Below are 15,271 nucleotides of genomic sequence, written 5' to 3'. Positions count from 1 at the left end.
CTGCACTCTCAGGTCGATGCCAGCACGCGTCTAGATAACTCTCAGTTTGCTGAGGCACGGTGGGCCGCGTGCGCCTACCGAAGAACAGAGCAATGACCGTCATTATGGTGGCGGCAGCGACCGCGCTGCCGCCGATCGCGGTAGCCGGGCCTGCGGTAGCCGATGCCGTCGCCGCGGTCGCCCCGGCGGGAACGTCCGCGGACGGATCGAGGATCGTATCGGCCACCGCGATTACCGATCGCAGCCTGAAATTGCAGGTGTACTCGGCGGCCATGGATAAGAACATCGAGGTCGATGTCCAGCGACCGGTCGACACCTCGCAGTCCGCGCCCACGCTGTACCTGCTCAATGGGGCGGGCGGCGGCGAGGACAGCGCGACCTGGACCAAACAGACCGATGTGCTGAACTTCCTGGCGGATAAGAACGTCAATGTGGTGCAGCCGATCGGTGGGCAGTTCAGCTACTACACCGATTGGCGCGCACCGGATCCCAAGCTCGGCGTGAACAAGTGGAAGACCTTCCTCACCGAGGAGTTACCACCGCTCATCGATGAATCGCTCGAGGCCAATGGACTCAACGCGATTGCCGGATTGTCCATGGCGGGCACCTCGGTACTGCAACTGCCCATCGCCGCGCCGGGGCTGTATCGGTCGGTCGCGGCCTACAGTGGATGCGCGCAGATCAGCGATCCCGTCGGCTACAACTTCGTCAATACGGTGGTCGCGGCGGGCGGCGGCGATACCGAGAACATGTACGGACCGCAGGGCGATCCGATGTGGGCCGAGAACGATCCGTACGTGCACGCCGATCAGCTGCGTGGCTTGAACCTGTTCATCTCCAGCGGTTCCGGTCTGCCGGGCCGGTACGACACGTTGAACGGGGAGTACACCCTGCCCGGCCCGGGTGGACTGGCCAACCAGGTGCTGCTCGGTGGCGGCCTGGAGGCGGCCACCGACTACTGCACGCAGAACCTGCGGACCGAACTCGATCGGCTGGGTATCCCGGCCACCTACGACTTCACTCCGAACGGTACGCATTCCTGGGGCTACTGGGAGGACGCGTTGAAGCAGTCCTGGCCGGTGCTGGCCGCGGGGCTGGGGTTGCCCGCCTGATCAGCTCAACAGCAGCAGTAGGGCACGCCGCAGCGCCTTCGAGGAATCGTCCTCGGAGGCGCTGCGGCGCTCTACGAGATGGTGGCGCAGCGGCCAGCTCGCCGTGGCATCGACCAGGTCGAGGAGTTCTTCGTCGAGTTCACCGTCGCGGGTGAGTTCGGGTGTGAACATGTGCCCCAGTCCATCGCGTATTCGTTGGTCGGTCAGGCGCATTCGCTCATCCACGGCGGGAACACTGCTCGATTCGAGCAGGCCGAGTACGCGTGGATTGCGTTGCAGGGCGAATATTGCGGCGCTCTGCCGCACCACCGCGTCCACTCGCTCGCCGAGTGGCGCGCTCGTATCCGCGGTGACGATGAGCGCCTCCACCCGCTCCGATTGCAGATCCGTGGCCGCGATGAGCAGGTCGTCGCGGGTGGGGAAATGGACGAAGATGCTGCGCTCCGACACACCCGCCCGCTGCGCCAATGCCTTGGTGGTCGGAGCGAAATCGCCATCGTGCACCGCGTCGAGCAGGGCCGCGATGATGGCGGTTCGGGTCTGTTCCGGATCGCGCCGACGCCGGGAGGGGTTGCTCACAGATCGATTATATTGCAGTCTCACTGCAATAGCCATATAGTGATAGCAATCGCCTAGCTATCAATCTTCGGCTCCCGTGGAAAACCGAGAAGGAGAAGCAGCGATGGTCGACGAATTCCGAGACGATGCCGGGAACGACCGCGGTAGTGGGCGTTTCACACTGTCGCGCCGCGGTGTGATCGGCGCGGGTGCGGCCGCCCTGGCGGCGGTGGGCATCGGATCCGTGGCGACCGGCTGTGCCGAGGACGCGCAGGCGACGGACGCCGAGCGGACGACCACGGATGCGGTCGATCCCAGCGGCAAGGTCATCGAGCGGCAGGAGCAGGTCCGGTCCACGCTGCCGTTCTCCGATACCGCCGACTTCACCGATGCCGATCGCGGTTTCATTGCCAAGCTGGAGCCCGACGTAATCAAGAGCATGATTGGCGCGCTCACCGTGGAACAGGTCTTCGACTCCATGGCGCTACTCATCAACGGGCCTAAGGCGTGGGATATGAAGATGATCACCGACTGGGTGATCACCGACGAAAACCGTACGCACCGCGCCGATCTGCACAATGGCGTGCTGGTGCACTTCGACAAGATCCCGGGCGAGCCGGAGCCCCCTGCGGATGCGACCTTCACGCTGACCCGGCCCACGCTCATCGCGGTGCTCACCGGCGGTAAGGATGTCGCCGATGCGGTGAAGTCGGGCGCGGTGCAGGTATCCGGTGATCCGAGCAAGGTGAAACAACTCAAAGAGGTCCTCGACAAGCCGGACCCGAACTTCGCCATCGTCACGCCGTAAACGAGCCGCGTTCGCCACGAAAAGGGCGGGCCCGCACCGAAATGCGGGCCCGCCCCGGGCAACGGTCGGCGTCGACCGGTTAGGCGACAACCTCTACGGTGTCACCCAGGTTCATATAGTTGTAGAACTCGCGAGCGCCATCCCAGGTCATTCGGATGCAGCCGTGCGACTCCGATTCGATCGGGCCCACATGGAACGCGATATCACCATTGAAGAACATGGCGTAATGCATGGGAGCGTGGTGCATGGTGCTCCAGTGGAACGGCTTCTTGATGAAAACCGCGAAGTTGCCCGGCGGAGTTTCGAAGCCCGCCTTGCCATGTGAGATCGGCGTCGGACCGAAAACCACCTTGCCGTTATCCATCAGCCAGGCCTCATTGGTTCCCAGCTTCAGGCAGGCTCGGGCAGCCGCACCACACGGTGCGGCCACCGGAGTCGGCGGAACGATCGCCGGGACACCTGGAACGTCGGGGCCACCGGGCCATAGCGGTTCCGCGTGCGCGGGGACCGCCATGGCGATTCCGGCCGAGACGATGCCCAAGTACACGGCGCATCTCGCTACCCGGCTGATACTGCGGTTACTGCTCATGAAGTCTGCGACCTCTCTCCCGTGCCGCACCGCCCTGGGTGACGCCAACCAGGGTGATGGGACCATCTCGTCGAGCATTGACCACCTGGAGGTGTTTGCTCATTGTTGCTTGAGTGCGGGAGATCGGTGGGTGGAAACGCCCAGTGGGAACCGAATTCGGTGCGACTGGCCGGGTCTATCGGTCGTGTCGGCGCAGAAAGTCCTGAACTCGCGGCACTACCCGGTCGGCGTTCGCGAAGAACAAGCCGTGGCCCAGGCCGGGGTAGACCTCCACCTCGGCCTGCGGCACATGTGCCCGGACCCGCTGTCCCGCAGCCTCGGCCGGGTAGACGATCTCCGATTCACCACCGAAGATCCACAGCGACGGAATCGTGATCGATTGCAGGTCAGTATCTTCGAATACCGTTCCCCACGGCAGATGTCGCTGGTAGCCGAGTGATGCCTTGGCGGCCCGCATCTCGACCTCGGAGATGGGTACACCGGGCATCACCCACTCGTTCATCCGGGTCATATTCTTCTTACTGGGCATGATCGCGAACCTCATGATCTGGAACAGGGCGCTCCAGCGCAGTTTGACGATGACACCGCCCGGCTCGATCACCGTCAGACTGGCCAGCCGTTTGGGCTGGTGGAAACCGGCCATGGCGGCGTGCCAGCCGCCGTCGGAGAAGCCGAGTACATGCGCCCGGTCCGCGCCGAGGCCCGCGAGCACCTCATCGAGCCATACGCCGAATTGGGCCTGCTCGGTAATCGGTGCGGTTTGCACGCTCCTACCCGCCGTACCGATGGTGTCCGGGGCGTAGACCACCCGGTCGCGACACAGTTCCTCGATCACGGGATACCAGCAGAGGCCATTGCCGCCGAGTGGATGCAGTAGGACCAGCGGTGTGCCCGATCCCGAGCCGAAGGTATGGACATGGGTTGTCCCGAAGCATGTTTCGGCATCGCGCCCGGTATAGGGAATCGGTGACAGTGCCGCCATATCGTCATAGGCACTCATATAGGCCGCTCGCGCCTTATCGCTCTTGAACCGTCCGATCTTGGCCACTGGCCTCCCCTTCATCAGCTTTGATGATATCAACGTACCATATAAATGGTATGGGCGTACCATGGCGTCTTTCACGGTGCTCGGATGAAGGAAGGAAGTAGTACGTGCCTCGGTTGGTGGATCACGAGCAGCGGCGACGAGAGATCACCGATGCCGTGCGACGCGTCATTGTCGCGGGCGGACTGCAAGCGGCCACCTTTCAGTCGGTCGCGGCGGAGGCGGGCATCTCGGTCCGATTGGTGCAGTACTACTTCGGGAACAAGCGAGAGTTTCTCCTCGCCACCCACCGAGCGGTGGTCGAGGATGGCGGCGCGCGATTCGCGCGGGCACTCGAGGGTCTCGGGGCGGGGGCCTCGCCGCGGGATACGGTGCGGGCGGTGTTGACCGCGCTATTGCCCCTGGACGCGGAACGGCGGGCCGAGACCATAGTGCTCGGGGCGTTCAATCAGGCGGCGATGAGTGGACAGGGCATCACCATCGAGGAACAGGCGGGTGCGCCGAAATTCTTGGTGGCCATGATCTCCGCACAACTGGAGCGGGCCCGGGCGCTCGACGCGACGCTGGACGTGGATCCGGAACTCGACGGTGAACTGGCACTGGCCGCCATGGGCGGGCTGACCCAGGGCATGGCGGCCGGATACGGTGGTCCGGAGCTGGCGGTGGCGCTGGTAGACCGACTGCTGGACCGATTGTTCGGCACGACCGCGGGCTGATCGGCGGCGCGGCCGTCCCCCTACTTGCGAGGTAGCGTCCGCGCGAAGGCGACGCTGCGATGCACCCACTCGGTCAGGGCCGCATCGTCGTCGATCACGTCGGGGCCGACATGGAGCCAGCCGTGCATCTCGCGCCCGCCCATGGTCATGGTCTCCACGGACTTGCGGCGTAGTAGTTCTGTCGCCTCATTCGGATCGACCCGCGCCAGCAGGCCGCCCCTCCCGCTGGCCGCCACCGCCATATTGCCGTCGATCATGAAGGACAGGCCGCCGAACATCTTCTTCTCGATCGCATCGACTCGGTCGGGGCCAAGAGCATCCCGAATCCGTTCCGCGAGCACCTCGTCATACGCCATACCGCATTGTGCACGCGAGCACCGACAGGTTGGCGGTCCATACCGTCGCTGTGTCCGACTTCGTATCGAGATCACCGTGTCCCAGGGCGTGGTGCGGGGTGGTGAGCCCAACCCTGAAGCCGGGCAGGTGCGCGCCGCTGGAATGCCGACCGGTCGTTCCTTGTGGGGGCGGGTGCGGCGGGTCATGCTTGATCAGGTCCGGCATTCGGGGAATTCCGATGTCTCCGGATCTGATCAGGGGGTATTCGAACACAGTGGAAGCCCCGCCGACGGTTGGCGTCGAAGAAGAATTTCTCCTGGTGGATCCGCGGACCGGTGCGGCGGTCGGGCGGAATGTCGATGTCGCGCGTACCGCCGCGGATTTCGGTATCGACCTGCAATTGGAATTCAGCCGCTGTCAGGTGGAAACCAGCACCCGCGTGCATTCCACCACCGACGGACTACTGCGCGAATTACGTGAACTGCGGCGCGGGGCGGCCATGTGCGCCGAGAAGAACAACGCCCTATTGCTGGCGGTGGGAATACCGCCGACCGTATCGGAGGATCTGCCGGTCACCAGTACGCCGCGTTATCGTCGCATTGCCGAGGACTTCGGCATGCTCGCCCACGAGCCGGGACTGTGTGGCTGTCATGTGCATGTGGCGGTGCCCGATCGTGAAGTGGCGTTGCAGGTCAGCAACTTTCTGCGACCGTGGTTACCGCTCTATCTGGCATTGACGGCCAATTCCGCCATCTATCGCGGTATCGAAACCGGATATGCCAGTTGGCGCAGTGTGCTGTGGCGACGCTGGCCGAGTGCCGGTCCGCCGCCGCACTTCTCCTCGGTACTGGAGTACGACGCGGCGGTGGAGATGATGCTCTCGCTGGGCGTCATCCTCGATCGCAAGATGGTGTATTGGGATGTGCGGCCCTCGGCGACCTTTCCTACGGTGGAGATTCGGATCAGCGATGTGCCCGCCACCGTGGAGGAGTCTGCATTACTGGCCACCCTGGTGCGCGCCACCGTCATGACCGCGCGCCGGGACCTGGAGGCGGGTCGGCAGGCTCCGGCAGTCGCGGATGACGTACTGCGGGCGGCGTATTGGAAGGCCGCACGCTTCGGCATCGACGGCGAGAGCGTGAATCCCGTTGACGGAAAGCTGATTCCGGCACGAGATCTGCTCGGGATGCTCCTCGACCACATCGCCCCGGCACTGGAGCAGCTGGGCGACCGGGGCTTCGTGGACGAATCCGTCGCCGCGCTGATGGTGCACGGTAATGGAGCGCGACGGCAGCTCAACGCATTTCGGGAGCGCGGCGAGATCGGCGATGTGGTCGAGGAACTCGCGGAGGCGACCCTGCGGTCGTACCGGTGAACCCGGCGAATTCCGGAGCGGGCGAGGATCACTCCTCGCCCGGCCCCAATTGCCAGGTGATCCGGCTGCCGATGGCGGCGGCGTAGCGCTCGAGGGTGGAGATCCGGACGTCGACCTGTCCGGCCTCCAAACGCGCCACCGCCGATTGGGAGGTGTGCATGCGGGCGGCGATCTCGGTCTGGGACAGGCCCGCTGCCCGGCGCTGAGTCACCAGGTCCATGAGCAGGCGGCGGCGGTCCGTGGTCATTCGCCGGAGCGCCGTTTGTCCGGAGCGGATTAGCTCGGTGCCTTCGATCATATCTTCAACGGTATCCCTGATCAGAGATCGCACGCAGGCGATTTCACTGTCCTCGACGGAGCCAATCCTGCAAATGTGGGGCCTCGTCCCCGATTGTGGTGTTCTCGCCATGGCCGGTATGTACGACCGTCTCGCCGGGCAGCGTGAGCAGCCGGTCGGCGATGGAGGTCACGATGGTGCCGAAATCGGAGTAGGAGCGACCGGTCGCACCGGGACCGCCGTGGAACAGCGTGTCGCCGGTGAAGATCGCGCTCAGCTCGGGAGCGTGGAAGCACACCGCGCCCGGTGCGTGACCCGGGGTGTGCAGGACCCGCAACGGCGTACCCGCCACCTCGATGAGCTGTCCGTCGGCGAGTTCACCATCGGGCAGCACCTCCGGGTGGGTGAGCCGCCACAGCACCAGATCATCCGGATGCAGCAGGATGGGAGCGCCGGTCTCCCTGGCCAATTCGGGTGCGACCCGAATGTGGTCGTCATGGGCGTGAGTGGCCAGGATGGCCGTCACGCGGCGGTCGCCCACCAGCTTCATGATCGCCGCCACCTCGTGCGGGGCGTCGATGATGACGCATTCGCTGTCGTCGCCGACCACCCACACATTGTTGTCGACGTCGAAGGTCTGCCCGTCCAGGCTGAAGGTGCCGGAGGTGACGGTGTGGTCGATGCGTGCCACTACAGCACCACCACCGAGCGTAGCACCTCACCGTGATGCATCTTGGTGAACGCCTGCTCCACCTCGTCGAGGGAAATCGTCTCGGAGACAAAGGCGTCCAGATCGAAACGGCCCTGCTTGTACAGTTCGATGAGGTACGGGAAATCGCGTGCGGGCAGGCAGTCGCCGTACCAGGAGGATTTGAGTGAGCCACCGCGCGAGAAGAAGTCGATGAGCGGCATTTCCAGCGTCATATCCGGGGTGGGCACCCCGACCAGCACCACGGTGCCCGCCAGATCGCGGGCGTAGAACGCCTGTTTCCAGGTTTCCGGGCGGCCGACCGCATCGATCACCACGTCGGCGCCGAAGCCGTCGGTGAACTCCTGAATACGTTCCACCGCATCCTCCTTCGAGGCGTCTACGGTGTGGGTGGCCCCGAATCCCTCGGCCCACTTGAGCTTTCGCTCGTCGAGATCGACGGCGATCACGGTGGTCGCACCCGCCAGCTTCGCGCCCGCGACGGCCGCGTTGCCGACACCGCCGCAGCCGATGACGGCGACGCTGTCACCGCGGCTGACCGCACCGGTATTGACGGCCGCGCCGAGTCCGGCCATGACGCCGCAGCCGAGCAGGCCCGCCGCGGCGGGGGAGGCGGTCGGATCCACCTTGGTGCACTGTCCGCTGTGCACCAGGGTCTTCTCCGCGAACGCGCCGATACCCAGCGCTGGGGTGAGCGGCGTGCCATCGGTGAGTGTCATCGGACGGGTGGCATTGAAGGTCGAGAAGCAGTACCACGGCTTGCCCTTACGACAGGCGCGACACGATCCGCAGACCGCGCGCCAGTTGAGAATGACGAAATCGCCCGGCTCCACATCGGTGACGCCCTCGCCCACGGCCTCCACAATGCCCGCCGCCTCATGGCCGAGCAGGAATGGGAATTCGTCGTTGATGCCGCCTTCGCGGTAGTGCAGATCGGTATGGCATACCCCGCACGCCTGCACCTGTACGACCGCTTCGCCCGGTCCGGGATCGGGGATTACGATCTCGGTCACTTCTACCGGGGCGTTCTTGGAGCGTGCGATCACGCCGCGCACAGTCTGGGGCACGTGTTTCCCTTCCTCAATGACATGAATCCGACTCACACCTTCGCATACCTGCATGAGTCGCGGCGACGGCATTGCCGTCCGCTATGCGGGTTCAGGCACGAATTGTCATGCCGCATCCGAGATTTCGTCCTTGGATTCGGGGGGCGGGGGCGCGGTGGCGGCATCGATCTGTTCCAGGACATAGCGCAGCACGACCGTCGCGACGGCCGTCACCGGCACCGCCAGGAAGGCTCCGATAATGCCGAACAGCGAGCCGCCGACGGTGATGGCGAGCAAGACTATGACAGCGTGCATCTTCATACTGCGGCTTTGCAGAACCGGCTGCAGCACATTGCCTTCCACTTGCTGCACCACGATGATGATGGCCAGCACGATGAGCGCGGTCGGGACCCCCTTGGCGACCAGGGCGACCAGCACCGCCAGCGCACCCGCCACGAAGGCGCCGACGATCGGGATGAATCCGCCGAGGAAGGTGAGCACGATGAGCACCATGGCCAGCGGAATCCCGAGGATTATCAGTCCCGCGCCGATCAGTACCGCGTCGATGAGACTCACCACCGCCTGGGTGCGGATGAAACCGCCGAGGGTGACCCAGATCCGGTCGAGCACCGCTTCGATGTGGCGGCCGCTGCGATCGCCGAGGACGCGGTGCAGCCACGGCATCAGCTTCGTGCCGTCCTTCACGAAGAAGAAGGACAGCATGAGTACCAGGACCAGATTGATAATGGCGGTGGTAGCCGCGCTGACCCCGGTGAATACGCCGGCCGCGATGCGCTCGCCGCTGGATTGCAGCCGGCTGACGATCGCGTCCACGGCCGAATCCAATTGGTCGTCACGGATATTCAGCGGCGGTCCCTGCAACCAGTTGCGCACCCGGTCGACACCCTCGGTGGCCTGGTCGGCCAGTGCCGGGGACTGATCGGCCACGGAGGGCACGATCAGCGCGATGACGCCGATGAGTATCGCGAGCAGTCCGACCACCGTGATCGTCGCTGCCAGCGCGGACGGCAGGCCGCGGCGGATGAGCCAGCGGGCGGGCGGCCACAGCACGGTGGTGACCACGATGGCCAGGGCCACCGGCAGTACCGCCACCCAGAATTTGGCGACGACCCAGCCGATCACCCACGTACCCACGGCAATGGCGGCCAGGCACAGTGACCATTTGGCCAGCCACATCAGTCCCTTGCCGATGACCTGGCCGCGATCCCCGGAGGTCGGGGTCGGCTTTTCGTCGGTGTCGGGTTCGATGGAGGGCTCAGTCATGGGGACGAGTCTGGCATGGGATTCGCCGGAATTCGCGTCACCGGAGGGCTGCGGCTGCGGCGTGCGCGATCGTGTCGGCGATGGCGCGCAGGGTGGGGGAGTCGAGTCGCCACTGCTGCCAGTACAGCGGTACGTCGATCACGCCGCGTGGGTCGAAGGCGACCAGGCGGCCCGCGGCGAGATCGTCGGCGGCCTGGATATCGGGCATCATGCCCCAGCCCATGCCCAGTTTGATCGCCGCGCCGAAACCGGTGGAGGACGGAATGTAGTGGCACGGCGGGTCCAGCGGTTTGCGGCTGTGCCGGCGCATGAGTTTGTACTGCAGGTCGTCATTGCGGTCGAACTGCACCACCGGTGCGACGGCGAAAGCCTTGGCGGTGGGGCCGTCGGCGAACCAGGTCTCGACGAATTCCGGGCTCGCGGTCGGGCGGTATCGCATCGCGCCGAGGGGTTGCACCGTACAGCCCTGGACCGGGGTGGCGGTGGCGGTGATGGCGGCCATGACCGTGCCGTCGCGCAGTAGCCGGGTGGTGTGCTCCTCGTCCTCGCGATGGATTTCGAAGTAGACCCCGGCGCGGGCGCGGCCCAGGGCCGGCATTACCCAGGTTTGCAGGGAATCGGCATTGACCGCGATGGGAATGCGGGTGGGCCGGCTCGCGGGCTGTTCGGCGTCGCCGAGTTCGCGGGCGGTATCGCCGGTGAGAAGTTCGATCTGGCGGGCCAGCCGCAGCATGGCCAGTCCGGATTCGGTGGGCTGTACCGGTTTGGTGCGCCGCAGCAGAATGCGGCCGGCCGCGTCCTCGAGTGCCTTGATGCGCTGACTCACCGCCGACGGGGTGACGTGCAGGTGGCGGGCGGCGGCCTCGAGCGTGCCCTCGGTGACGGCCGCGTCCAGGGCACGCAGCTGGTCCAGTTGCAGATCCATATTAAGGGATTCTAATGATGGGTGAGAATCATTAGCTTGTTTGGTGTTTGCCAGCGCCTTACCGTCGAACTGTGAACGCTTCGTCGGCGGCTCTGGCCGCACTCTCCGGTTTGGGATTCGGCTTGTCGCTGATCATTGCGATCGGCGCGCAGAACGCGTTCGTGCTGCGCCAGGGAATTCGCCGCGAGCATGTACTCGCCGTGGTGTCGGTGTGCGCGCTCTCGGATGTGGCGCTCATCGGCATGGGTGTCGGCGGGGCCGGGGCGCTCGTACAGGCCGCGCCGACCGTTATGACCGTGTTCCGCTATGCCGGAGCCGCGTTCCTCATCGGGTACGCCCTACTGGCGGCGCGGCGCGCGGTATCGGGTGGTGCGCTGTCGGGTGACACCGCCGGGACCGGTATGGCACTCGGCGCGACCGTGGCCACCTGTCTCGCGGTGACCTGGCTCAATCCGCACGCCTATCTCGACACCGTGGTGCTGCTCGGTTCCTACGCCAGTCATTTCGCCACTCCGGATCGCTGGTTCCTGGCGGCGGGGGCCATGCTCGGCAGCATGGTGTGGTTCTTCGCACTCGGCTTCGGGGCGCGGTATCTCGCACCGCTGTTCGCACGCAAAACCGCCTGGCGCGTACTGGATTCGGTCATCGCGGTGGTCATGCTGGCGCTCGCCGGTGCATTGCTGATCATGTAGCCGGTGGCCGACCGCGGGGCGGGTGGCCGGGATTCGACTACCGTGATCGCTGGCGAGATGCTGGAATTGACGCCGCGATTAACCTGGTCCGATGCTGCGTCGACCGAAACTGTGGCAGACTCGGCCCGGGAGTGCGTGCGCGGTCGTGCATTCGACCGAGCGCGGAGGTGATTGCGGGAGTTGGGATCGCGATGGATCTGAGCGCTATCGAGCGTCAGGTAAGCGACGATCGGCGGGCGGCCGCGGACCGATCCGCCGACGCCGAACTGCGGCTGGCGGATTCGCTGTGTGAATTCGCCACGGCACTGATCGCCACCAAGAACGACGAATCGGTCCGGGATCGGTCACCCGGTGCGCTCGAACCCGCGCAGGAGGCCGTACACATTCGACTGCGCTGGCTCAGCGCCGGACGGGTCGACGCGCAATTCGCCGGGAAGGTCCAGGACGCGCTGCGGCTGTTCGAGCATGCCGCGCGGACCATCGGACACCGGCAATTGGCCACCCATACCATTCGCGATGCCTGCGACGCGTATCGCTTTGTGGCGCAGAAGTATCCGAACGCCGCGGCCGCCTGCGCGGATTCGCTGTCCAAATGTGGCGTGTGGTTGATGCGCCTCGATCCCGACGCTGCCGTCGCCGCCAGCGCGGACGCGGTGCGGATTCGGGCCGCCCTCTTCGCCAATGATCCGGAGACCGCGGCGCGCTACCTCGCCAGTCTGGATATGTTGCTGCGCACCTTCATGGTCGGGCGGCAGCGCAAACCGGCGCTGGCGCAGTACCGGGAGCTCTACACCTCGGTCACATCCGCGGCCATGACCGCACGTCTGCGCGAAATCCGGGTCGAGGATATCGGTTTCACCAGTAAGACCCTCACCGCTCTCACCAAACTGGACGCGCTCACCCTGGATCGCGCGGGCTACCTGACCCAGCAGCAAATCCTGTACCAGACCTCCGGCGACCTCTCGACCATCGAAGAGATCAATTGGAAGCTCGCGCTGGTCGGGTTGAAACCCCTTGCCGCGGGCGCGCTTCCGGATCAGCCATCGCGGCCCATGGAGATCGCCACCTCCTTCGGCGCACTCAGCGTGCGCTGTTCGGACAGTGACGCACTCGATCAGGTGCGCGCCGCGGTCATCGCCTCCTACACCGCCGACGGCGCCCAGATCGTGGACGCCACCGCCTTCCTCGGTGTGGATCAGAAACACTGGAGCATTCCGCAACCGCAGCCCAATCCGGAGGAAACCCTCGGCGACGATGTGGTGCTGCTGGAACGCACCTCCGAACACTGGATCTCGGTCAAGAGCCTCAAGTGGGAGGTCGCACCGGTGGGCAAACACCCACTGGCACTGCGACTGTCGAAGAACTGGCCGGTAGTGACCGTAGCCACCACCGAGAACCTGGCCTACGAGATGTGCTGGTACGAGGACGGCGCGGCCACCCAGTACGCCGCACTGGGCCGCCCCGCCGGACCGAGCGCACTCGATACCCCGTTGGCACCGCTGAATTTCGGAGCACTCGCCGAGTACGGCGCGGACTACGCCTCCGAAACCCAGGTACGCGCGGCCTTCGGCAATACCCCGATGTTCGCGAAGCTCACCCGCCTGCCTGCCAGCGGTATCCGCCAGGCCGCGGAAACCGGCCCGCTCACCGACTTCGGCGACCACATCGTGTACTTCCGCCGACACCGCTGATCGTTACGGTCCGCGATTCGACCCCGCTATCCGGGCGGCGTTTCGTAGCCGAGGAGTCCGCCGTAGCAACCGCCTTCGACGGTGAGTACGGGGAACCGGTAGTCGCCGCCGGTGAGTTCGCAGATGAAAATCGCGGTGGCGACATCTATCCCCACCGAACCGGTGCCTGACCCTGTTTGTGCCAGCTGAGCGCTGCCCGTTCCGGCTTCGGCGACCGGTGCGGCAATCCCGGAATCGGCACCGGCCACCCCCGATGCGGGCAGCAACAGTGCGAATGAGCATGCCGCCGCCACTGCCGTTTTCGCAAGAGTTCGAGTCATATCGGTCCTTTCGTCGTGCACGGGACTGTAGCCGTCATCCCAGAAAGTGAAACGCCACTATTTCTATGGGCGCCGATATGTCCGTACCCGGACAGAACCGTCTGGGGCGACCGCCCCGGTGTTCATCGCGACGGGCCATCAGGATTCCGTGATCATCGAGCGCACTGCCGCTGTCGGTGGGCTCTGGTAGGCATGGATTCATGACGACGCTGGGTGCCGTGTTCCGGCCGGACAATCCACCGGAGCGGCTGCGTGATGTGGTTCGCGCAGCGGATGATTCGGGACTCGAGGAACTCTGGTTGTGGGAGGACTGCTTCCAGGAAGGCGCAATCGCGACCGTCGCGGCCGCGCTGGCCTGGAGCGAGCGGGTGCGCATCGGAGTCGGGGTGCTGCCGGTACCGCTACGCAGTGTCGCACTGACCGCCATGGAGATCGCAACTCTGGAACGACTATTTCCCGGGCGGGCCATCTGGGGTATCGGGCACGGTGTACAGGACTGGATGGGGCAGGTGGGCGCACGAGTCGCCTCCCCGGTGACCCTGCTCCGCGAATACCTCGACGCCCTACGCGGATTGCTCGCCGGTGAGCGAATCACCGTGAAAGGCCGCTACATCCACCTCGACGACGTCGCCCTGGACTGGCCCCCAGTCACCGCACCGCCGATATTCGCCGCCGCGACCGGCCCCCGCACCCTGCACCTGGTCGGCGAGGCCGCGGACGGCGTCATCCTCACCAGTTCCACCCCGGCCGACCGCATTCGCGCCGCCGTAGACGTCATTCGTACCGCACGCCCCGAGACCGCTGCGCGCCAACCGTATCCGGTCATCGTCTACCTGGCTGCCGCCACCGGCCCCGGCGCGGCCGAACGACTCGCCGCACGCCTGCGAGCGGACACCGGTGACCCCATCCCCGACGTGGGCGTCGCAGGTGACGCACACGCCATCGCCGACTGTGTCGCTCGCTGGACCGAGGCCGGTGCCACCAGCGTCATCCTGGAGCCCACCGCCGATGACCCGGACCCGGCCGCCTTCGTTCGCTTCGTCGCCGAGCAGGTTCGCCCGCTGGTGCCGTAAAGCGCTGCGGCACGGGTCATCCTGTCGCGAGCAGATCCTGCGAGGGAACCGATGTCAGTGCGTTCGTGCCGCGGCCGGATCGGGTGCGGTGAGCAACCCGGTGAGCATGGCGAGGATGTCGTCCTCGACATCCGGCAGGCCGTGGGAAGCGCCGGAGAAGCGACGGCGTTCGTAGTCGGCGAGTAAGGCGAACATGACCGTGCTCATGGCTCGTAGGCGCTGCGCACGAAGGGCGGCCGGGAAGTCGGTGAGCGAGCGGTGCAGGCGCTGGACGGTCATTTTCGTCGCGGGCCAACGCTCCCCGTGCAGGTCGATGGCACTGATGACGGGGTGGGTGCGGACCTGTTCGAGGAAGCGGGCGTAGTGGGTGCTGCCCTCGGCGTAGGGGGTGTCGAACATGGGGCGTACCAGGATGGCCAGCAGCGGGGCGGGGGTGTCGGGTGTGGTGGCGTCGTCATGCTCGGACAGGAGGGCCATGCGATCGGCATCGAGGGCCTGTTGGCGGCGTTCGACTATGGCGGCGATGAGCCCGTCACGGGAACCGAAGTGATAGTGCACCGCGGAGTTGTTGCGCTGGTTGGCCGCTACCGCTATATCGCGCAGCGAGACCGCGCAACCGGAATCGGCAATCAGGCGCTCACCGGCGAGGAGAATCAGTTCGCGGGCATCCGGGCTGGTCACGGCGACACTATAGCCGGAGCGGGCCGGTATCGAA

General features: G+C 65.6%; 18 protein-coding genes. 7 read left to right on the top strand and 11 right to left on the bottom strand.

Annotation, left to right across the window (positions count from 1 at the left end; genetic code table 11):
- The first annotated feature begins 92 nt into the window (after positions 1-92).
- Entirely contained in the window at positions 93-1,112 is a 1,020-nt protein-coding gene (locus tag NU1_RS17075; RefSeq protein ID WP_084521508.1) for an alpha/beta hydrolase, read from the top strand.
- Here NU1_RS17075 and NU1_RS17070 read toward each other — a convergent pair whose 3' ends face one another.
- Entirely contained in the window at positions 1,113-1,691 is a 579-nt protein-coding gene (locus tag NU1_RS17070; protein ID WP_245720161.1) for a TetR/AcrR family transcriptional regulator, read from the bottom strand.
- A 103-nt stretch (positions 1,692-1,794) separates the two neighbouring features.
- Between NU1_RS17070 and NU1_RS17065 the strand changes: the two genes are divergently transcribed.
- Positions 1,795-2,478 (top strand): alkyl sulfatase C-terminal domain-containing protein, encoded by a 684-nt coding sequence (locus NU1_RS17065; RefSeq protein ID WP_067522544.1) that lies wholly within the window; start codon positions 1,795-1,797, stop codon positions 2,476-2,478.
- A 79-nt stretch (positions 2,479-2,557) separates the two neighbouring features.
- Here the strand turns inward: NU1_RS17065 and NU1_RS17060 are convergent, their stop codons facing one another.
- Together NU1_RS17060 and NU1_RS17055 are read right to left on the bottom strand one after the other, a co-directional pair.
- Entirely contained in the window at positions 2,558-3,067 is a 510-nt protein-coding gene (locus NU1_RS17060; RefSeq protein ID WP_067522542.1) for a L,D-transpeptidase, read from the bottom strand.
- A 175-nt stretch (positions 3,068-3,242) separates the two neighbouring features.
- Positions 3,243-4,130 (bottom strand): alpha/beta fold hydrolase, encoded by an 888-nt coding sequence (locus NU1_RS17055; protein WP_169815082.1) that lies wholly within the window; start codon positions 4,128-4,130, stop codon positions 3,243-3,245.
- A gap of 89 nt (positions 4,131-4,219) precedes the next feature.
- Between NU1_RS17055 and NU1_RS17050 the strand changes: the two genes are divergently transcribed.
- Complete coding sequence (locus tag NU1_RS17050; RefSeq protein WP_067522539.1) at positions 4,220-4,828, top strand: TetR/AcrR family transcriptional regulator; 609 nt, start codon at positions 4,220-4,222, stop codon at positions 4,826-4,828.
- Between the two features lie 20 nt (positions 4,829-4,848).
- Here the strand turns inward: NU1_RS17050 and NU1_RS17045 are convergent, their stop codons facing one another.
- The gene (locus tag NU1_RS17045; protein ID WP_067522537.1) at positions 4,849-5,184 is read right to left on the bottom strand and encodes a TfoX/Sxy family protein; all 336 of its coding nucleotides are present in this window, start codon (positions 5,182-5,184) and stop codon (positions 4,849-4,851) included.
- A gap of 254 nt (positions 5,185-5,438) precedes the next feature.
- Between NU1_RS17045 and NU1_RS17035 the strand changes: the two genes are divergently transcribed.
- On the top strand, positions 5,439-6,539 hold the full coding sequence (locus NU1_RS17035) for a glutamate--cysteine ligase 2 (protein WP_157552430.1): 1,101 nt from the start codon (positions 5,439-5,441) through the stop codon (positions 6,537-6,539).
- Between the two features lie 28 nt (positions 6,540-6,567).
- Here NU1_RS17035 and NU1_RS17030 read toward each other — a convergent pair whose 3' ends face one another.
- The 5 genes from NU1_RS17030 to NU1_RS17010 form a co-directional block, all read right to left on the bottom strand.
- The gene (locus NU1_RS17030) at positions 6,568-6,837 is read right to left on the bottom strand and encodes a helix-turn-helix domain-containing protein (protein WP_245720160.1); all 270 of its coding nucleotides are present in this window, start codon (positions 6,835-6,837) and stop codon (positions 6,568-6,570) included.
- Between the two features lie 43 nt (positions 6,838-6,880).
- Entirely contained in the window at positions 6,881-7,507 is a 627-nt protein-coding gene (locus NU1_RS17025) for an MBL fold metallo-hydrolase (protein ID WP_067522532.1), read from the bottom strand.
- Positions 7,507-8,592, bottom strand: a complete 1,086-nt coding sequence (locus NU1_RS17020; RefSeq protein ID WP_067522655.1) for an S-(hydroxymethyl)mycothiol dehydrogenase — start codon at positions 8,590-8,592, stop codon at positions 7,507-7,509. The genes NU1_RS17025 and NU1_RS17020 overlap by 1 nt, the downstream gene beginning before the upstream one ends.
- Before the next feature lie 105 nt (positions 8,593-8,697).
- Positions 8,698-9,855 carry an AI-2E family transporter gene (locus NU1_RS17015; protein ID WP_067522530.1) on the bottom strand — a complete coding sequence of 386 codons (1,158 nt, stop codon included), beginning with the start codon at positions 9,853-9,855 and terminating at the stop codon, positions 8,698-8,700.
- 37 nt (positions 9,856-9,892) lie between these two features.
- A complete protein-coding gene (locus NU1_RS17010; RefSeq protein WP_067522528.1) occupies positions 9,893-10,780 on the bottom strand; it encodes a LysR family transcriptional regulator ArgP in 888 nt (295 codons plus the stop codon).
- Between the two features lie 71 nt (positions 10,781-10,851).
- Here NU1_RS17010 and NU1_RS17005 point away from each other — a divergent pair, with 71 nt between their 5' ends.
- Entirely contained in the window at positions 10,852-11,472 is a 621-nt protein-coding gene (locus tag NU1_RS17005) for a LysE/ArgO family amino acid transporter (protein WP_067522527.1), read from the top strand.
- Between the two features lie 191 nt (positions 11,473-11,663).
- On the top strand, positions 11,664-13,163 hold the full coding sequence (locus NU1_RS17000) for a pterin-binding domain-containing protein (RefSeq protein WP_067522525.1): 1,500 nt from the start codon (positions 11,664-11,666) through the stop codon (positions 13,161-13,163).
- Positions 13,164-13,189: 26 nt separating this feature from the next.
- On the opposite strand, the gene NU1_RS16995 is transcribed toward NU1_RS17000, so the two are convergent.
- Complete coding sequence (locus NU1_RS16995) at positions 13,190-13,483, bottom strand: hypothetical protein (protein WP_157552413.1); 294 nt, start codon at positions 13,481-13,483, stop codon at positions 13,190-13,192.
- Positions 13,484-13,683: 200 nt separating this feature from the next.
- Here NU1_RS16995 and NU1_RS16990 point away from each other — a divergent pair, with 200 nt between their 5' ends.
- Positions 13,684-14,556 carry an LLM class flavin-dependent oxidoreductase gene (locus tag NU1_RS16990; RefSeq protein WP_067522521.1) on the top strand — a complete coding sequence of 291 codons (873 nt, stop codon included), beginning with the start codon at positions 13,684-13,686 and terminating at the stop codon, positions 14,554-14,556.
- Between the two features lie 54 nt (positions 14,557-14,610).
- Here NU1_RS16990 and NU1_RS16985 read toward each other — a convergent pair whose 3' ends face one another.
- Entirely contained in the window at positions 14,611-15,237 is a 627-nt protein-coding gene (locus NU1_RS16985) for a TetR family transcriptional regulator (protein WP_067522519.1), read from the bottom strand.
- Positions 15,238-15,271: the final 34 nt, after the last annotated feature.

Origin of the sequence: Nocardia uniformis NBRC 13702 (assembly GCF_001613345.1) — a bacterium.
Classification (GTDB): Bacteria; Actinomycetota; Actinomycetes; order Mycobacteriales; family Mycobacteriaceae; genus Nocardia; species Nocardia uniformis.
Note: the sequence above shows the minus strand (reverse complement) of the source record. Positions and strands in the feature narration are given on the sequence as shown.